This is a genomic window from Flavobacterium sp. W21_SRS_FM6, assembly GCF_052119645.1.
GTDB lineage: Bacteria > Pseudomonadota > Gammaproteobacteria > Enterobacterales > Alteromonadaceae > Paraglaciecola.
In genome coordinates this window covers 185,250-200,655 of sequence record NZ_JBGQOM010000001.1, presented here as the reverse complement: position 1 = coordinate 200,655, position 15,406 = coordinate 185,250, and the positions used below count along the sequence as shown (strand labels likewise).

The window sequence follows — 15,406 nt, the reverse complement described above, 5'->3', positions numbered from 1 at the left end:
CAATGGCCATAGTAGGATTAGGTACTGACATTGTTGAAATCGCGCGAATAGAAAGTCAATTGGCACGCTCTGAACGGCTTGCCCATCGTGTTTTAACTGTCAGTGAGCTGCACACGTATGCTCAACATAATTTCAAAGCGCGCTTTTTAGCGAAACGTTTCGCAGCCAAAGAAGCAGCGGTAAAAGCTTTAGGGGTAGGGATTGGTAATGGGGTCAGTTTTCAAGATGTTGAGGTACAAAATATGCCCAGTGGTCAGCCCTTTCTTAACTTTTATGGTAAATTTGCTGAGCTCTGCAGTGAACGTGGCGTGACAGCCAGCTTTCTTTCTATCTCAGATGAACAACACTATGCCGTTGCTACTGTGATTTTAGAATAAACGGACGTCGAAGGGCTTTGCACTTTAATAGTGCTGAAATAGGAACGCGATGCGACGTTGCGCAAATTTGGGGCGTTTTGTTCTCTTAAAATAGGCTGTTTCCTCGATTTGCGGACAAAAAACTGGCGCGTATTCTGAATGGATGCAATTTAATTATATATATGCTTGAGTAAAAGCAGCGGTTTTAGCTTGTCTAATGCCGTAAACAGTTACAGGACAACGTTTTATGGTTTCTATCCGCACTGTGCACCAACCACAAAGACCTTCGTTTGAAGAGTGGCTAGCCAGTCTGAACTTGTCTACAACCACCAAACAAAAGCTTCGTGAGGTATCTGACACGCCCGAAATTCTATTAATCGGGCAGGAGATGGTAGAAATTCTGCATGAATTACATATGGATGATGAGACCCTGCAAGCCTCGTTGATTTATCCTTATTGTGAGATGCATGAATTAAGTGAAGAGCAAATTGCCGAGCAGTTTGGAGAGGGGATCAAAAACTTAATTGTTGGCGTAAGGCGCATGGATGCCATTAAGTCGCTACATACTCGAGCGAAGAGCACCAGAAAAAACGACGAGACACAAATTGATAACGTGCGGCGCATGTTGCTCGCGATGGTTGAGGATGTCAGAGCAGTTGTCATTAAGTTAGCAGAACGTATTTGTGCTCTGCAAAAAGTGAAAAATTCTGATGAAGAAACCCGTGTTTTGGTGGCAAGAGAGTGTGCCAATATTTATGCGCCACTGGCCAACAGACTCGGTATAGGCCAATTAAAGTGGGAGCTAGAAGACCATTCATTTCGGTACTTACATCCTGATACCTATAAGCAAATTGCCAAATTACTGGACGAAAAAAGAACGGATCGCGAGCAATATATTGATGATTTTGTTAACGAACTACAAGGCGTATTAGACGAGCAAAACATCAAAGCCAAGGTGTATGGTCGTCCCAAACATATTTACAGCATCTGGAAGAAGATGCAGAAAAAGCACTTAAGTTTTGAACAGCTCTATGACATTCGGGCAGTGCGTATTATTGCTGAACGCTTACAAGACTGTTATGCCGCTTTAGGTGTTGTGCATGCACATTGGAAGCACATTCCAAACGAGTTTGACGATTATATTGCCACCCCAAAACCCAATGGTTATCAGTCAATTCATACGGTCACACTGGGCAAACAGGGCAAGGCGATTGAGATCCAAATTCGCACTAATAAAATGCATGAAGATGCTGAGCTAGGTGTTGCCGCTCATTGGCGCTACAAAGAGGGGGCTACGGTCAGTCGCTCTGCTTACGAAGAGCGCATCAATTGGTTGCGCAAAATATTGCAGTGGCAAGAAGAAGTCGCCGAATCGGGTGATTTGGTTGAAGAATTGCGCAGTCAAGTATTTGATGACCGTGTTTATGTGTTTACACCAAAAGGCGATGTGGTTGATTTGCCATTAGGGTCGACCCCCTTAGATTTTGCGTATTACATTCATAGTAACGTAGGTCATCGCTGTATTGGTGCTAAAATCAGCGGTCGTATTGTGCCATTTACCTATCAATTACAAACCGGTGACCAAGTCGACATTCTGACCGGAAAACGGTCTAACCCAAGTCGTGATTGGATGCATCCAGGACTTGGTTATGTGCACTCTTCACGGGCTAGAGCCAAAATACACAGTTACTTTAAAAAACAAGATAAAGATAAAAATCTGGTAGCGGGCAAAGAGTTGTTAGAGCGCGAGTTGACTAAGGTAAACATTCCTTCAAAAGATGCCTTAGAAGCGGTCAGTCGCTTTAACATGCAAACTGTTGATGATTTGTATGCAGCGCTTGGTGCAGGTGATATTCGCTTGATGCAAGTAGTCAATTTTCTCATTCAACGACTTGAGCCAGAACCCATTATTGATCCTAGGATCAAGGCGAAAAAACCACAATCTGCTAAATACAAAAAAGATACCGTTGTGGTAGAAGGGGTTGGTAATTTGTTAACGCAAATTGCAGGGTGTTGCCAGCCACTGCCGGGCGAACCAATCCTTGGGTATATTACGCAAGGGCGCGGCGTGAGCGTTCACCGAGAAGATTGTGAGCAATTAACACATTTATTGGATATTCACCCAGAAAGAGAAATTGATGTTAATTGGGCAAGCAATGTTAAAGCCGCTTTTAGAACCGAGTTACAAGTATTTTGTGCAGACAGAGACGGTATTTTACGCGATTTAACAACGGTACTGGCCAATGAGAAGGTGGGTTTGTTAGGGGTAAATAGTTTAAGTGATACCAAAACCCACACAGCAAAAATAAAGGTTAGTTTAGAGGTTAAAGATTTAAATAGCTTAGCTAAAACTATAATTAAAATTCAACAAATTAAAGGCGTGTCTGAAGTAAAACGCATAGATAATTAGCTCAAGTCATTGCACTTCTTTATAAAAAATAGGGGTGCAATGACTCAGCCTTAGTATTTAAAAAGCGTAACCTGCACTTAGCCATACTATATTTTTAGTGCCATCTGAGTTGAAAAATCCATCGCCTTTATGATCATCAGGCATGTGAGCTAAATCTACACTAAAGCGCGGGACTGAATTAGGGTTGTGCAGGTAATAGTTTAGATTCATAGAATAAGTCGCGCGAATTGTTTGAGTAAAGGTTAATACTGCTGACCAATGTGCAGACATTAAATAATCGTATCCGGCAGAGACACCGCTGAGGCGAAGTGCTCCGCGAAATCGATGTTCTTCATTGGTATAGGAAAGTTGGTATCCAGCTAATCCTGCATACTGCAAACCAATCCCGCCGCCATGCGATATTTTGGATGCCTTAACTGTGCCAACAAGTAATACTGTGAGTAGCACCAAAATTTTAACCAAGGTAATCCTATTTTGATATTAACTGTGCGCATCGTACTCTTAATCAAGTTAACTAATTGATATTTGTTTCAGCGTTCTATAAATGAGGATGTCATGATTGAGAAGAGGCCTACACGGCCGAAGGAAATTTAAATGGGAGCTAATAATGTCAGATAAGCTTACGGTTAGTGAGCACTTATGCAGCATCATGAGGCAGTTACGTGATCCTGAGAATGGATGTCCATGGGATAGCAAACAAACGTTCTCTAGTATTGCACCACACACCATAGAAGAAGCTTATGAAGTCGCCGACGCAATTCACAACGGTGATATGCATGATGTAAAAGACGAAGTAGCTGATTTGTTATTTCAAGTGATCTTTTATGCACAACTTGGCCAAGAGCAAGGGCATTTTGATTTTGACAGTATTGCTGAGCATTTATGCGAAAAACTAATCCGCCGGCACCCCCATGTATTTGCTGAAAAAGTCGAACTAACAGCTGAACAACTTGATGCCCAGTGGCAAGCGATTAAATTTCAAGAGAGGCTAAGCAAAACACCAGCCCTTGATACCAGCATTTTAGCCAATATTCCAAGTGGCATGGCACCATTAAAACGTGCGCAAAAAATTCAACAACAATGCGCCAAAGTCGGTTTTGATTGGACTGAGCTTGAAGGCGTAGTTGATAAAATTTATGAGGAAGTGGATGAAGTGCTGGCAGAAGTAAAAGCCGTTCAAGTAGATGTTCAAGCAGTAGAAGAGGAGGTGGGTGATTTACTGTTCGCTGCAGTAAATCTCGCACGGCATACACATGTTGATGCTGATAGCGCCTTGCAAAAGGCAACCATTAAATTTGAAAAACGCTTTCGTTTGTTAGAACGGCATTTTGTCGATTTGGGCCGAAATCTAGCCGATTGTTCAGTACGTGAAATGGAAGAAGTCTGGCAGCAAGTTAAAAAGCAACTAAAAACTTAGGTTTTGCTTAGCTTTGCCCTCAAACAATAAAAAGTAAACCCACTTTGTAAACACCAAAGTGGGTAATAAAACACTTTTTATTTTTTTCTAAATAAACGCAGACCTGTTAATAATAGAAGCGCCAACCAGTTGATTGCGCCACCCCCGCCGCCATTATTGGAGGTGGGAGCCGTTGGAGTGGATGTCGTTGTAACCGGGGTTGGAGTAAAAACTACGTTTCGTAAATAGCCTTTATCATCACCACTGATGGTCGCAGGATCCTTACGGTAAGTCCAAGTCACGATATTGGTGTCGGTATTTAAGGTAATTGTTGGGTAGGTTACAAATTCGACTTCACCTGAGATAAAATCAAACTCTTCATTATTGACGAATAAATATAAGGCGTCATAAGGATCGCTTGGGTCATCTTCATTTTCCTCTGAAGAAACCGACCACTGAAAGCTTAAGGTACCTGGGCCCGAAATAAATGCAGTAATAATACTTTCTTGGTTGTTGCCAATAGGGCCACTTTGCACACCATTCTCTATTGGGTTTGCTTCCCAGTTTCTGTTGCCGCCCGAATACCATCTCACGTTTGCATTAGCGGGACCTGCTACACCCGCTAGTGCTGAAGCGGTGTTAATGACAGTCGCAGATAACACAGCACTACTGGCAGGTACTGCAGCATTATTGCTTTGTATTGTTACAGAGGCATTTATATCTGAAGCCTGCGTACCATTGAGATTGACTATTAACTCACAGGTAGCGCTAGGCGCTAAGTTAGAGCAAGTATCAGTGCCTAGACTAAAGGCAAGACTACCCGTAAGCGTAAACCCTAAATCAACAATAAAATCAGAGTTGTTTGTTAGCTGTAAAGTTGCTGATTGGCTTACACCTGAAGGTGATACACCGAAATCAAAACTTTGAGTGATGGCAATACCCGTTTGAATGGCATTTAGCCAGTCAGTGAATTCCGCTACGCGAGTAAATACGCCAGGATAGCCCGCTGCTGCACAGCCTATCCCCCAACTGACCAAACCGACTTGCTCGGGGCCTGTGCCAGTTTGTATGACCAGAGGACCGCCACTATCACCTTGACACGAACCTTTGCCTGAAGTGGCTTGCGCGGCACAAATCATTCTACTAGTAACGCCTGTGTTTAGCGCTGTTGTACCAATTGATTCAGCCAATATTGCGCGGCATTCATCGTTAGTAACCAGATTGAGCTCTACTTCATGGAGTATGTCTGGATAATCTGAAGTGGGTCCTTCGCCAGGGGCATAGCCAACTCGGCCTCCCCAGCCTGCTACAATGGCTGGACTATTTTCGATGGCATAGAGATCAGTTGTTGATTGACTCGCCAACGTTACTGCTTGGGAGTTGACCGAAGAGACTAACTCAACTAAAGCAATATCATAATCGATGGCATCTGCATCATATTGAGGATGGATGTAGATGTTTTTAATGGCAACTGCATTTTCTGCTCCCTCTGATAAATCGTATTCACCTACGTTCATCTTGAAAAGAGAGGCACTCGGTGAATCAACACAGTGGGCGGCGGTTAAAACCCATTTTTCGCCTAAAAATGTCGCGCCACACGAGGCGCTTTGTTGTAATTCAGAGGTACTGGAAACGTTCACCTCAGCAAACGCCCCCTCTCTTTCAAGTAACAGCAATCCAATATTTTGAGTAACAGCAACGACTGGAATAGTGCCATTGAAACCTTCACCTAAGGTACCGGAAATTTCACCCGCTTCGTTGTTGTAAATGATGGCAGCCACTCCACCACCAGCTTCGCAGTTAAGCGCCTTATCCGAAAAATTTAACTCTCCTCGCTCGATCAAACACACCTTGCCCGTCGCATTGACACATGGTGTCTCAGGCGGTCCACCTAACCCGCAACTTACTATATTACCAGAAGCAATGCCGCTTCCACCTCCGCTGAAATAGTTCGAAGTGTATGATTGGTCATCTACTCGAAGGGATGTAGTAAAGTCTTCAAAAGTAAAGACAAATGCGGTCATCCACGGCCAATCTTGAGATTCAGCTTCTTGACCGCCTACAATTTTAGTTGTGGCGAGACTATGTTTGCTTTGAGCGCTCACATCTGACGACAAACTGCTAGCGAATGACAAAGTAGAAGATAAAAAGATGCTACCGATAAGCCCTAAAACTACTGTTGAACTCATGCTTTTTTTCATGATGATCCTTTTTTACGTTAACAACAAAACGAAGTTTACTTGCAATCCCAAAACCATTCTAAAGTTAAGTGGGTAGGTTAGATGCTCTTATTTTGTCAGGCCAAACAAGATTGGCGGACACTTTGCTATATATTTTGTTGTTGTAAAAGCGAATAAACATCAAAATACGCTTTTTCTTACGTATTGTTAAAAGAAAGGTTTAACAAACACTCAATGACTCAAACGTTGAAACAAAAACGCATCGAAAAATAAAGTAGTCTAATTTTGCCCCTGCACACGTAGAGAAGACTACCTATCACTGAAAGGCCATTATCGATGAGCAAAATCCAAACTAGTCTAGTTTTATTTTTCGTGGTGCTAATAGCCTTACTTTTTGCATGGGCTGGTGGCCAGTATGGGCCTCAATTTAATATTGGTGAATTTACAGCTGTACCGCTTCTTGTCATGGCGGTGTTGATTGTTTTCCTCATTCAGTGGTTAGCCTTTTTTCCTGCTTACATCAAAAAAACAGAGCATTTTTACGATTTGGTAGGCGGTGTGAGCTATTTAGTTTTTGTTGGTGGAATGTTTTTGGCTACGTACCAATTTGATATGCGCTCGTTGCTATTGACCGTTTTAGTCAGCATCTGGGCCTTGCGATTGTCGCTGTTTCTATTTAAGCGGGTAGGGCAGGATGGTTCCGATTCGCGTTTTGATAGTATTAAGCATGATTTTATGCGATTTTTATTGGCGTGGACCGTTCAAGGTCTCTGGATAATAGTGACCGCTGGCTGCGCTGTCACGGCAATAAGTTCGGCGCAAAAAGTGTCTCTCACCATGATTGATGTGATCGCCATCCTACTTTGGATACTTGGTTTTGCTATTGAAATCATTGCTGACCAACAAAAGCGTCAATTCAAACGTCAGGAAACAAAACCAACTCCATTCATCTGTCAGGGTTTATGGCGTTATTCGCGCCACCCTAATTACTTTGGCGAGATTATATTGTGGTTTGGTATTGCTTTACTCGCTTTGCCAGCCTTACAAGGTTGGCAGTACATGACATTACTTTCGCCCTTTTTTGTGGTACTACTGCTGACAAAAATTAGTGGTATACCATTATTGGAAGCAAAAGCCGACGAACGTTGGCAGGGGCTGGATGAGTATCAACACTATAAGAACAACACGCCTGTTTTGCTGCCTAACTTTCTAAAATAATATTGAGCCTCATTTTTATTACATTATTGCTTAGTCATGAGAGCCTGTTGACAGCTGTAAAATCAATAGCGCCGAGCATTTGGGTCAAGACTTTCGTCTGAAATTGGCAGGCAGGCTAGCTCGTGAAAGTGGTTTAGCTTACAACTCGGTCGAGATTGGCTATTGGTCGACTTTAATGACGCAAGCGAAGGAATCTCGGCTTTGAAATTTTATACAAATACTCTCGCGTTTTTTCTTATCTTCTGTATAATCCGCGACCTGCCCAGTTACCCCCACTTTGGGAAAGTGGAAGAATCAATAGACTCGAAGGGGTCAAAACATTGATTTTAAGCGGTTTCTGGCGGTAAAAACGATACTTAGGTGGCGTTTTTAACTGACTGAAACCAAGTAACATACATTAATTTTTTGGGTAATTTTAGATGAAAACTTTTGTTGCTAAGCCAGAAACGGTAAAACGTGACTGGTTCGTGGTAGATGCCGCGGACAAAACATTAGGTCGTATCGCGACTGAAATCGCTAGCCGTTTACGCGGTAAGCACAAACCTGAGTACACACCTCATGTGGACACAGGCGACTACATTGTTGTGATCAACGCTGAGAAAGTACGTGTAACTGGTAATAAAGCCCAGGGTAAAATGTACTACTCACACACTGGTTATCCAGGCGGTCTTAAAGAGACTAACTTTGAAAAGTTACAAGCCCACAAACCAGAGATGATCATTGAAAAAGCGGTTAAAGGTATGTTACCAAAAGGTCCTCTTGGACGTGACATGTTCCGCAAAATGAAAGTCTACGCTGGTCCTGAGCATAAACATGCTGCTCAACAGCCTCAAGTACTAGACCTTTAAGGAGCATTACACATGGCAGATACTCAATATTACGGCACAGGCCGCCGCAAAACTTCTACCGCTCGTGTTTTTCTTCGTGCAGGTAGCGGAAACATTGTGGTTAACAAACGTCCTTTAGATGTATTCTTTGGTCGTGAAACAGCGCGTATGATCGTACGTCAACCTCTTGAATTGTTAGAAATGACTGAGAAGTTTGACTTGTACGTAACAGTAGCGGGCGGTGGTATCAGCGGACAAGCTGGTGCAATTCGTCACGGTATTACTCGTGCATTGATGGAATTCGACGAAACTCTTCGTCCAGCACTACGTACAGCGGGCTTTGTTACTCGTGACGCACGTAAAGTTGAGCGTAAGAAAGTCGGTCTTCATAAAGCACGTAAGAAACCGCAATTCTCTAAACGTTAATCGTTGCAGAGATACAGATTTAAAGACCCAGCTCTGGCTGGGTTTTTTTTGTCTGTAATTTGAGCAAATTGAAAGTGTTAAAGCGAAAATCCATAACTAGCCAAGTAAGTATCAGTAATTCTTCGATTTATTGACGAAAGCCTTGTCTTTTGTGTGGGTTTTCTTTTATCATTTTCGGTTAATAGTAAAACCATTACTTCTATTTTTGAGTATTAAGAATTATTACTCTTTACTAGCTAAGTTTAAGCAATTGCAACCCTCGGAGAAAATTGGATGAGCAATGTATCTTTAGATGCGCATGATTCGTCTGGAACCGAAAACCAACCTAAAGACAACAGTCGTCGCCGTTTTTTAACGGTTGCTACTTCTGTAGTAGGTGGTGTCGGTGTAGTTGGCGCAGCTGTGCCATTTATTGGATCGTGGAACCCCAGTGTTAAAGCGAAAGCTGCTGGTGCTGATGTTGAGGCAGATATCAGCAAGATCGAGCCAGGTCAGTTAATTCGCGTTATTTGGCGAAGTAAGCCTGTGTGGATCGCCAGAAGGACACCTGAATTATTAGCATCGTTGGCTGATGATGAAGATAAGTTGAAAGATCCGAATTCCGAGGAAGCCCAGCAACCTGAGTTTGCTAAAAATCGTTATCGCTCGCTAAAAGAAGAATTCTTGGTGTTAGTGGGTATTTGCACTCACTTGGGCTGTTCTCCCCAGCACCTAAAAGATGGTGCATTTGCTGAATATGTGGAAGGTGTACAAGAAGGATTTTTCTGTCCTTGCCATGGTTCAAAGTTTGATATGGCAGGCCGTGTTTTCCAAAATGTACCTGCACCACTCAACTTAGTTGTGCCGCCTTACATGTATTTGGATGACAATACTATTTTGATTGGTTCTGAAGAAGGGGCAGCATAATATGTGGAAAAACCTAATGGATTGGATCGAGTATCGTTTACCGATCATGCGCGTTGCAAACCAACACGCGATTCAATACCCAGCGCCGCGCAACATGAACTTTTGGTACATGTTCGGCTTTTTAGCTACCATCGTATTAGTTAACCAGATTGTCACAGGTATTTGGTTGACCATGAGTTATAACCCGACAGCTGAAGGTGCCTTTGCCTCAGTTGAATATATCATGCGTGATGTCGATTACGGTTGGATCTTACGCTACATGCACAGTACAGGTGCGTCAGCCTTTTTCATCGTAGTGTATTTACATATGTTCCGCGGCATGATTTACGGCTCTTATCAAAAGCCACGTGAGTTATTGTGGCTGTTTGGTATGTTCATATACTTAGCGCTTATGGCCGAGGCATTTATGGGCTACGTATTACCGTGGGGACAAATGTCCTATTGGGGTGCTCAGGTAATTGTTTCACTGTTCAGTGCTATTCCGGTCATTGGTCCAGATTTAGTGATATGGATCCAAGGTGACTACGTCATTTCAGGCGCAACGCTTAACCGTTTCTTTGCATTACATGTTATTGCACTGCCTTTGGTTATCGTTATCTTAGTTTTCTTACACATCGTAGCGTTGCATGAAGTGGGTTCAAACAACCCTGACGGTACCGACGTGAAACGTAAGAAAGGCTCACTGAGCGAAGAGGAAAAAACCAAGTTTAAAATTCACGAGTATTACACTAACAAGTATGACATCGTCGATGATATCGTCCCATTTTTCCCCCATATAGTGTTAAAAGACCTTGTTGGTTTTGCTTTCTTCTTGTTGGCTTTCTGTTACGTGATGTTTTTCAATCCTGAAATGGGCGGATACTTCTTAGAACATCCCAACTTTGAGATTGCTAACCCTTTAAAAACACCTCCTCACATTTTCCCAGTATGGTACTTCACGCCTTTCTATGCGATTTTGAAAGCGGTACCAGACAAGTTGGGTGGTGTTATTGCAATGTTTGCTGCAATCATTGCCTTGGCTCTATTACCTTGGATAGATCGCGGTAAAGTGAAGTCGTGGCGTTACCGTTGTGGTTTGCATAAATGGAATCTACTTGTGTTTGCAGCGGTATTTGTTTTCTTAGGTTACCTAGGTGGTACTCCACAAGAAAATTGGAAAATTACAGCATCGCAAATCGCTACTATCATGTATTTTGGCTTCTTTGGTTTGTTGTATATTTACAGTAAGAATGAAAAGTGTAAACCGGTACCAGCGAGGATTACAGAATGAGAAAACTATTAGTCCTACTATCTTTGTTGATGCCAGTTAGTGTGTTTGCAGCTGGCGGTAACGCACACTTGGATAAGGCAGATTATGACCTAACGGATAAAGCGTCACTGCAAAATGGTGCTAAGTTATTCATGAACTACTGCTTAGGCTGTCACCAGATGCAATACCAACGTTATCAACGTACGTTTGCCGACTTGGATATTCCAGTCGATCTAGGATCTGAATACTTGATGTTCACACAGGAAAAGCCAGGCGAACATATCACCAATGCTATGCCTGCAGAGTCTGCGGCTAAATGGTTTGGCGCTCCACCGCCTGATTTGACCTTGGTTGCTCGAGTACGTGGCGCGGATTGGATTTACACCTATTTACGTAGTTTCTATAAAGACGATAGCCGTCCTTTTGGTGTGAATAACTTAGTCTTCCCTGAAGTCGGCATGCCTCATGCACTCCAAGAGTTACAAGGGATACCAACTAAAGCAACGGAAGAACATATGGTTGACGGAGAAATGGTTGAGCGTCATGTAGGCTTAAAGTCTGATGGTACCGGTGTGATGAGCACTGAAGAGTATGATGCTGCTGTGCTCGACTTAGTTAACTATATGGTGTACACCGGTGAGCCAAGCCGTTTGCAATCTGAAAGTATCGGCCGCTACGTGATGTTGTTCTTATTGGTATTACTCGTGTTGGTTTACCTACTGAAAAAAGAATATTGGAGAGATGTACATTAATTTGCTAAACGCATTGGCAAAAAATAATGTATAATCCGCAAAATTTTATGGTAAGGGGCGAATAGCCCCTTTCTTTTCAGTTTTAGTCTATGTCGCCACACTAGTAGCTGGTCAAATTAAGTCTGCTAAGTTGGTTAAGTGTTATATCTGAATCAAACGGATATAGAGTAGAGATATTTTAGGAGAGAGTTAAATGGCTGTAGCCACCAATAAACGTTCTATCATGACGTTGTTTTCAGATACTTTAGATATATACAGTCACCAGGCCAGAATCGTATTGGCTGAAAAAGGTGTGGGTGTAGAAATTTGTTACACTGATCCTAATAATTTGCCCGAAGACTTAATTGACTTAAATCCTTATGGCACCGTGCCTACCTTAGTTGATAGGGAGTTAGTATTGTATAACTCTCACATCATTATGGAATACTTAGACGAACGTTTCCCACACCCACCTTTGATGCCAGTCTATCCAGTATCTCGTGGCCAGAGCCGTTTGACCATGCATAGAATTCAAAATGATTGGTACAAACTAGCTGAGCAAATTTTACAAGCCAAAGGCGATGTTGAAACTGCTCGTAACGAACTACGTGAAGCTTTGTTAAGTTTAGCGCCCTTGTTTGCTGAAACGCCTTATTTTATGAGTGAAGAATTCAGCTTAGTCGATTGCTATTTAGCACCGTTGTTGTGGCGTTTACCCGCCCTCAAAATTGAGTTAGTAGGTAATGGCAGTAAAGATGTTCGTGCTTATATGAAACGTATATTTGAGCGCAGTTCATTTAAGGCGTCTTTAACTGATCAAGAACGCGAAATTCATAACCCATTATAAAGTTATAAAACCGATGACACCGAACCAACCTTATTTATTACGCGCCTTTTACGAGTGGATTGTTGATAACAATCTCACACCGTACTTGGTGGTCAATGCGACCTACCCTGGCACGCAAGTTCCGCAAGAACATGTGCAAGCGGGGCAAATCGTGCTCAATGTTTCTCCAAGTTCGACAGGTAAATTATTGCTAGGCAACGAGGAGGTTACTTTTGATGCGCGTTTTGGTGGTGTTGCACGTAACTTGGTCATTCCATGTAAGGCGGTGCTAGCTATTTATGCCAAAGAGAATGGTGCTGGAACTGTGTTTACCGCAGAAGACGAAATCGATTCTGACATGCCTGATGAAGCCATTACTGAAGCGCCAGCGCCAAGTAAAAAAGGCCGGCCTACACTAACAGTAGTGAAATAACAGCTAAGCAGTGCATATTTAGAAAGGGCAACTACGTTGCCCTTTTTTATTGCCTATCTGAGCCTACATCAAGTCTTTTCCAGCCATTAATAAATAATTATTGCCACCATCAAGCTAATTGCTTTAAATTAACTGGCTGTGTTATTAATTTACCCAATCGCTAAAGGATGGCACCATGCTAAAAGTATTAAACAAAGTAACAAGCTCGTTCATTTTAAGTGTTTGTTTTGGCTCACTAAGCTTAGCTGAAACATCAGCTTCACTTGGAATTGCTTCGTCAGTAGTCGAAAACACTTGTCATTATGACCAAGCAAAGATGTTAGCGATGAGTCCTTTTGAATTTGATCAAGATTATGAAAATGGTTGGCCTTCTGTAGCAGATCAAGAGGGATGTCTAAGTGTGGCCGCAGATTTAATTCGCCTTTACTACCAAACAAACTCTTTGTCACAAAATAAACTTAAAGAGTTTGTTTGGCACGAGGGGCAACTTAGAGCAGAGGTAGGGCAATACAATGAGGCCATTGACTTGATGGAGCAATCTAGAAAAACGTCTAGCGAAGATGATACTGGTTGGAATATTTACGTCAGTGCCAGCATTGCATTTCTGCGCTCTGATTTAAGCTCTTTGAAAGCGATGCGAGAAAAATTAGCAGTGATCCCTAAACCCGATGATCTGCCCACTACAGATGGTAACGGAACGCCATTTGTAGTCAATTGGCCGCCGAATTTAGACATTGTTGATCGTTTCATAAAATGTTTTGGACAAAATTATGCAGAGGCCTATGGTAACTGCCGTGATTAGTGAGCGATTGCATTAGAATAATTTTTAAACTGATATACGCCATCCAGAACAATATCTGCTCTGATAGTTAGTTTATAAATCTGATGAGTTGTTTTGTGTGCGATAGGGCAAATCTAATGAAATAGAAATGCCCTATCTGGCGTTTTTAATCGGGTGTATATCGCAGTGTTCTTCTTGGTTTCAGCTAAGTTGAGAGCTCTTAGCCAAGGCAGTAACTCAATGGGATATACTATATCAGCCTCTTCAAATAAGCGTTCTACATACTCAGTTGCATTACTATTAATTTTGCCAGTTCGAGTTAAATAGTTAAGAAGATCCAGTTTTCAGTTAGAACTCTGAGTTTTCACTATTTGTTGCCGTCTGTGTACTAAGTTCCAAACCAACAAGAGAAAATGCTAGTACTTATATATTATGCACTTTTGCTTATTGTCACTGCGCTTTACAGATACTCAAAGGCTTTAACAACTTGTTTTACTCCATCAATATTGCGCGTGATATCGACCGCTATATCAGCTTCTTGTTGGCTAACTAAGCCCATTAAGAATACTTCGCCGTTTTCGACTTCAATTTCAATATTCAGACCATCTATGCGCTTATCGGCAAGTAGCAAGGTTTTTACCTTCGACGCTAACCAGACATCTTTGGCTGCATCACCTGTGGATATTGGGCTGCCTAAACGGATTTGGTTATGCAGCTTTTTAATATTATTCACTGAACTGGCAGTGGTTTGAGCAAGTTGAATTAACTCGTTTGTCGGGGCTTGCCCTACCAGTAATGCTGTACCGTTAAACACTTGTACCGTAATACTCGTTTGATTTTTAAGGGCGTCGACTTCGCTTAAGGCAACGGATATGCGACTCGCTGAGGTCTTATCGTCTACTTGGGCACCTAACGTTCTTCTATCATGGGCTGCAGAGGCTGCACCAACGCCTGCACCAACAACGAGGGCTGCGCAACCTTGCATGGATATAAGCACCGCCAATACCAGAATCGCCGTCTTATTTTTATATATTAACATGCTAAAACTCCTGTAAATTTTGTGGGAACAAACAATCATCTATGCCCTCGCAAAGGCAGTGGATGATCATAAAATGCACTTCTTGAATACGCGAGGTTCGGTTAGAAGGTACTCTAATCTCGACATCGCTTTGCCCCAATAATCCCGCCATTTCGCCCCCATCTCTGCCGGTCAACGCGACAATGGTCATGTCCCGACTCAATGCGGCTTCCATTGCATTGATTAAATTGCGTGACTGACCAGTCGTCGATACAACCAACAATATATCGCCCGCTTGCCCTAGGGCTCTGACTTGTTTTGAATATACTTCGTCGAAATGAAAATCATTGGCGATGCTGGATATCGTGGCATTGTCTGAGGTTAAGGGCATGGCTGGTAAGCTTGGTCTATCTCGCTCATAGCGATTTAATAATAATGAAGCAAAATGTTGTGAACTCATTGCAGACCCGCCATTACCGCAGCACAAGATTTTTTGACCGTTAACTAGGGCATTGACCATCATAAACGTAGCTGCGGCAATCGCATCCGAAAGAAGCTCCATAGACGCAATATTGGTTTGGATACTCTCGTTAAAATTGGCCTTGATATTCTCTACCATTTTGTTCCCTTTTGTGTGCAAATTAGCACG

At 42.4% G+C, this 15,406-nt stretch carries 16 protein-coding genes; 12 read left to right on the top strand and 4 right to left on the bottom strand.

Annotated features, from left to right (window positions below; all coding sequences use genetic code 11):
• Positions 1-2: 2 nt before the first annotated feature.
• Positions 3-377 (top strand): holo-ACP synthase, encoded by a 375-nt coding sequence (gene acpS / locus ACEN2L_RS00845; protein WP_441741284.1) that lies wholly within the window; start codon positions 3-5, stop codon positions 375-377.
• Between the two features lie 226 nt (positions 378-603).
• Positions 604-2,766, top strand: a complete 2,163-nt coding sequence (relA, locus tag ACEN2L_RS00840) for a GTP diphosphokinase (protein WP_306024039.1) — start codon at positions 604-606, stop codon at positions 2,764-2,766.
• Between the two features lie 57 nt (positions 2,767-2,823).
• On the opposite strand, the gene ACEN2L_RS00835 is transcribed toward relA, so the two are convergent.
• Positions 2,824-3,228 (bottom strand): hypothetical protein, encoded by a 405-nt coding sequence (locus ACEN2L_RS00835; protein ID WP_441741281.1) that lies wholly within the window; start codon positions 3,226-3,228, stop codon positions 2,824-2,826.
• Between the two features lie 145 nt (positions 3,229-3,373).
• Between ACEN2L_RS00835 and mazG the strand changes: the two genes are divergently transcribed.
• Positions 3,374-4,183 carry a nucleoside triphosphate pyrophosphohydrolase gene (gene mazG / locus ACEN2L_RS00830; protein ID WP_441741278.1) on the top strand — a complete coding sequence of 270 codons (810 nt, stop codon included), beginning with the start codon at positions 3,374-3,376 and terminating at the stop codon, positions 4,181-4,183.
• Positions 4,184-4,260: 77 nt separating this feature from the next.
• Here mazG and ACEN2L_RS00825 read toward each other — a convergent pair whose 3' ends face one another.
• The gene (locus ACEN2L_RS00825; protein ID WP_441741275.1) at positions 4,261-6,363 is read right to left on the bottom strand and encodes a trypsin-like serine protease; all 2,103 of its coding nucleotides are present in this window, start codon (positions 6,361-6,363) and stop codon (positions 4,261-4,263) included.
• A gap of 315 nt (positions 6,364-6,678) precedes the next feature.
• Here ACEN2L_RS00825 and ACEN2L_RS00820 point away from each other — a divergent pair, with 315 nt between their 5' ends.
• From ACEN2L_RS00820 to ACEN2L_RS00780, 9 genes are all read left to right on the top strand, one after another.
• A complete protein-coding gene (locus tag ACEN2L_RS00820; RefSeq protein WP_441741272.1) occupies positions 6,679-7,560 on the top strand; it encodes a DUF1295 domain-containing protein in 882 nt (293 codons plus the stop codon).
• A 419-nt stretch (positions 7,561-7,979) separates the two neighbouring features.
• Positions 7,980-8,408 (top strand): 50S ribosomal protein L13, encoded by a 429-nt coding sequence (rplM, locus tag ACEN2L_RS00815; RefSeq protein ID WP_306023230.1) that lies wholly within the window; start codon positions 7,980-7,982, stop codon positions 8,406-8,408.
• A 12-nt stretch (positions 8,409-8,420) separates the two neighbouring features.
• Positions 8,421-8,813, top strand: a complete 393-nt coding sequence (gene rpsI / locus ACEN2L_RS00810) for a 30S ribosomal protein S9 (RefSeq protein ID WP_306023229.1) — start codon at positions 8,421-8,423, stop codon at positions 8,811-8,813.
• A gap of 273 nt (positions 8,814-9,086) precedes the next feature.
• Positions 9,087-9,719 carry a ubiquinol-cytochrome c reductase iron-sulfur subunit gene (petA, locus tag ACEN2L_RS00805; protein ID WP_306023228.1) on the top strand — a complete coding sequence of 211 codons (633 nt, stop codon included), beginning with the start codon at positions 9,087-9,089 and terminating at the stop codon, positions 9,717-9,719.
• 16 nt (positions 9,720-9,735) lie between these two features.
• Positions 9,736-10,989, top strand: a complete 1,254-nt coding sequence (locus ACEN2L_RS00800; protein WP_441741267.1) for a cytochrome b — start codon at positions 9,736-9,738, stop codon at positions 10,987-10,989.
• Positions 10,986-11,720 carry a cytochrome c1 gene (locus tag ACEN2L_RS00795; protein ID WP_306023226.1) on the top strand — a complete coding sequence of 245 codons (735 nt, stop codon included), beginning with the start codon at positions 10,986-10,988 and terminating at the stop codon, positions 11,718-11,720. The genes ACEN2L_RS00800 and ACEN2L_RS00795 overlap by 4 nt, the downstream gene beginning before the upstream one ends.
• Before the next feature lie 193 nt (positions 11,721-11,913).
• Positions 11,914-12,546: a stringent starvation protein SspA gene (sspA, locus tag ACEN2L_RS00790; RefSeq protein ID WP_306023225.1), complete on the top strand. Its 633-nt coding sequence runs from the start codon at positions 11,914-11,916 to the stop codon at positions 12,544-12,546.
• Positions 12,547-12,559: 13 nt separating this feature from the next.
• On the top strand, positions 12,560-12,958 hold the full coding sequence (locus tag ACEN2L_RS00785) for a ClpXP protease specificity-enhancing factor (protein ID WP_441741262.1): 399 nt from the start codon (positions 12,560-12,562) through the stop codon (positions 12,956-12,958).
• A 175-nt stretch (positions 12,959-13,133) separates the two neighbouring features.
• Positions 13,134-13,760, top strand: a complete 627-nt coding sequence (locus ACEN2L_RS00780) for a hypothetical protein (protein ID WP_441741259.1) — start codon at positions 13,134-13,136, stop codon at positions 13,758-13,760.
• A 439-nt stretch (positions 13,761-14,199) separates the two neighbouring features.
• Here the strand turns inward: ACEN2L_RS00780 and ACEN2L_RS00775 are convergent, their stop codons facing one another.
• Both ACEN2L_RS00775 and ACEN2L_RS00770 read right to left on the bottom strand, forming a co-directional pair.
• On the bottom strand, positions 14,200-14,778 hold the full coding sequence (locus ACEN2L_RS00775; RefSeq protein WP_441741256.1) for a BON domain-containing protein: 579 nt from the start codon (positions 14,776-14,778) through the stop codon (positions 14,200-14,202).
• A 1-nt stretch (position 14,779) separates the two neighbouring features.
• The gene (locus ACEN2L_RS00770) at positions 14,780-15,376 is read right to left on the bottom strand and encodes a phosphoheptose isomerase (protein WP_306023530.1); all 597 of its coding nucleotides are present in this window, start codon (positions 15,374-15,376) and stop codon (positions 14,780-14,782) included.
• Positions 15,377-15,406 lie beyond the last annotated feature (30 nt).

Coding starts and splice junctions, on each gene's coding strand:
- ACEN2L_RS00785 (WP_441741262.1), top strand. CDS start 12,560: ATGACACCGAACCAACCTTATTTATTACGCGCCTTTTACGAGTGGATT.
- sspA (WP_306023225.1), top strand. CDS start 11,914: ATGGCTGTAGCCACCAATAAACGTTCTATCATGACGTTGTTTTCAGAT.
- ACEN2L_RS00795 (WP_306023226.1), top strand. CDS start 10,986: ATGAGAAAACTATTAGTCCTACTATCTTTGTTGATGCCAGTTAGTGTG.
- ACEN2L_RS00775 (WP_441741256.1), bottom strand. CDS start 14,778: ATGTTAATATATAAAAATAAGACGGCGATTCTGGTATTGGCGGTGCTT.
- mazG (WP_441741278.1), top strand. CDS start 3,374: ATGTCAGATAAGCTTACGGTTAGTGAGCACTTATGCAGCATCATGAGG.
- ACEN2L_RS00800 (WP_441741267.1), top strand. CDS start 9,736: ATGGATTGGATCGAGTATCGTTTACCGATCATGCGCGTTGCAAACCAA.
- acpS (WP_441741284.1), top strand. CDS start 3: ATGGCCATAGTAGGATTAGGTACTGACATTGTTGAAATCGCGCGAATA.
- relA (WP_306024039.1), top strand. CDS start 604: ATGGTTTCTATCCGCACTGTGCACCAACCACAAAGACCTTCGTTTGAA.
- ACEN2L_RS00825 (WP_441741275.1), bottom strand. CDS start 6,363: ATGAAAAAAAGCATGAGTTCAACAGTAGTTTTAGGGCTTATCGGTAGC.
- petA (WP_306023228.1), top strand. CDS start 9,087: ATGAGCAATGTATCTTTAGATGCGCATGATTCGTCTGGAACCGAAAAC.
- ACEN2L_RS00780 (WP_441741259.1), top strand. CDS start 13,134: ATGCTAAAAGTATTAAACAAAGTAACAAGCTCGTTCATTTTAAGTGTT.
- rplM (WP_306023230.1), top strand. CDS start 7,980: ATGAAAACTTTTGTTGCTAAGCCAGAAACGGTAAAACGTGACTGGTTC.
- ACEN2L_RS00820 (WP_441741272.1), top strand. CDS start 6,679: ATGAGCAAAATCCAAACTAGTCTAGTTTTATTTTTCGTGGTGCTAATA.
- ACEN2L_RS00770 (WP_306023530.1), bottom strand. CDS start 15,376: ATGGTAGAGAATATCAAGGCCAATTTTAACGAGAGTATCCAAACCAAT.
- rpsI (WP_306023229.1), top strand. CDS start 8,421: ATGGCAGATACTCAATATTACGGCACAGGCCGCCGCAAAACTTCTACC.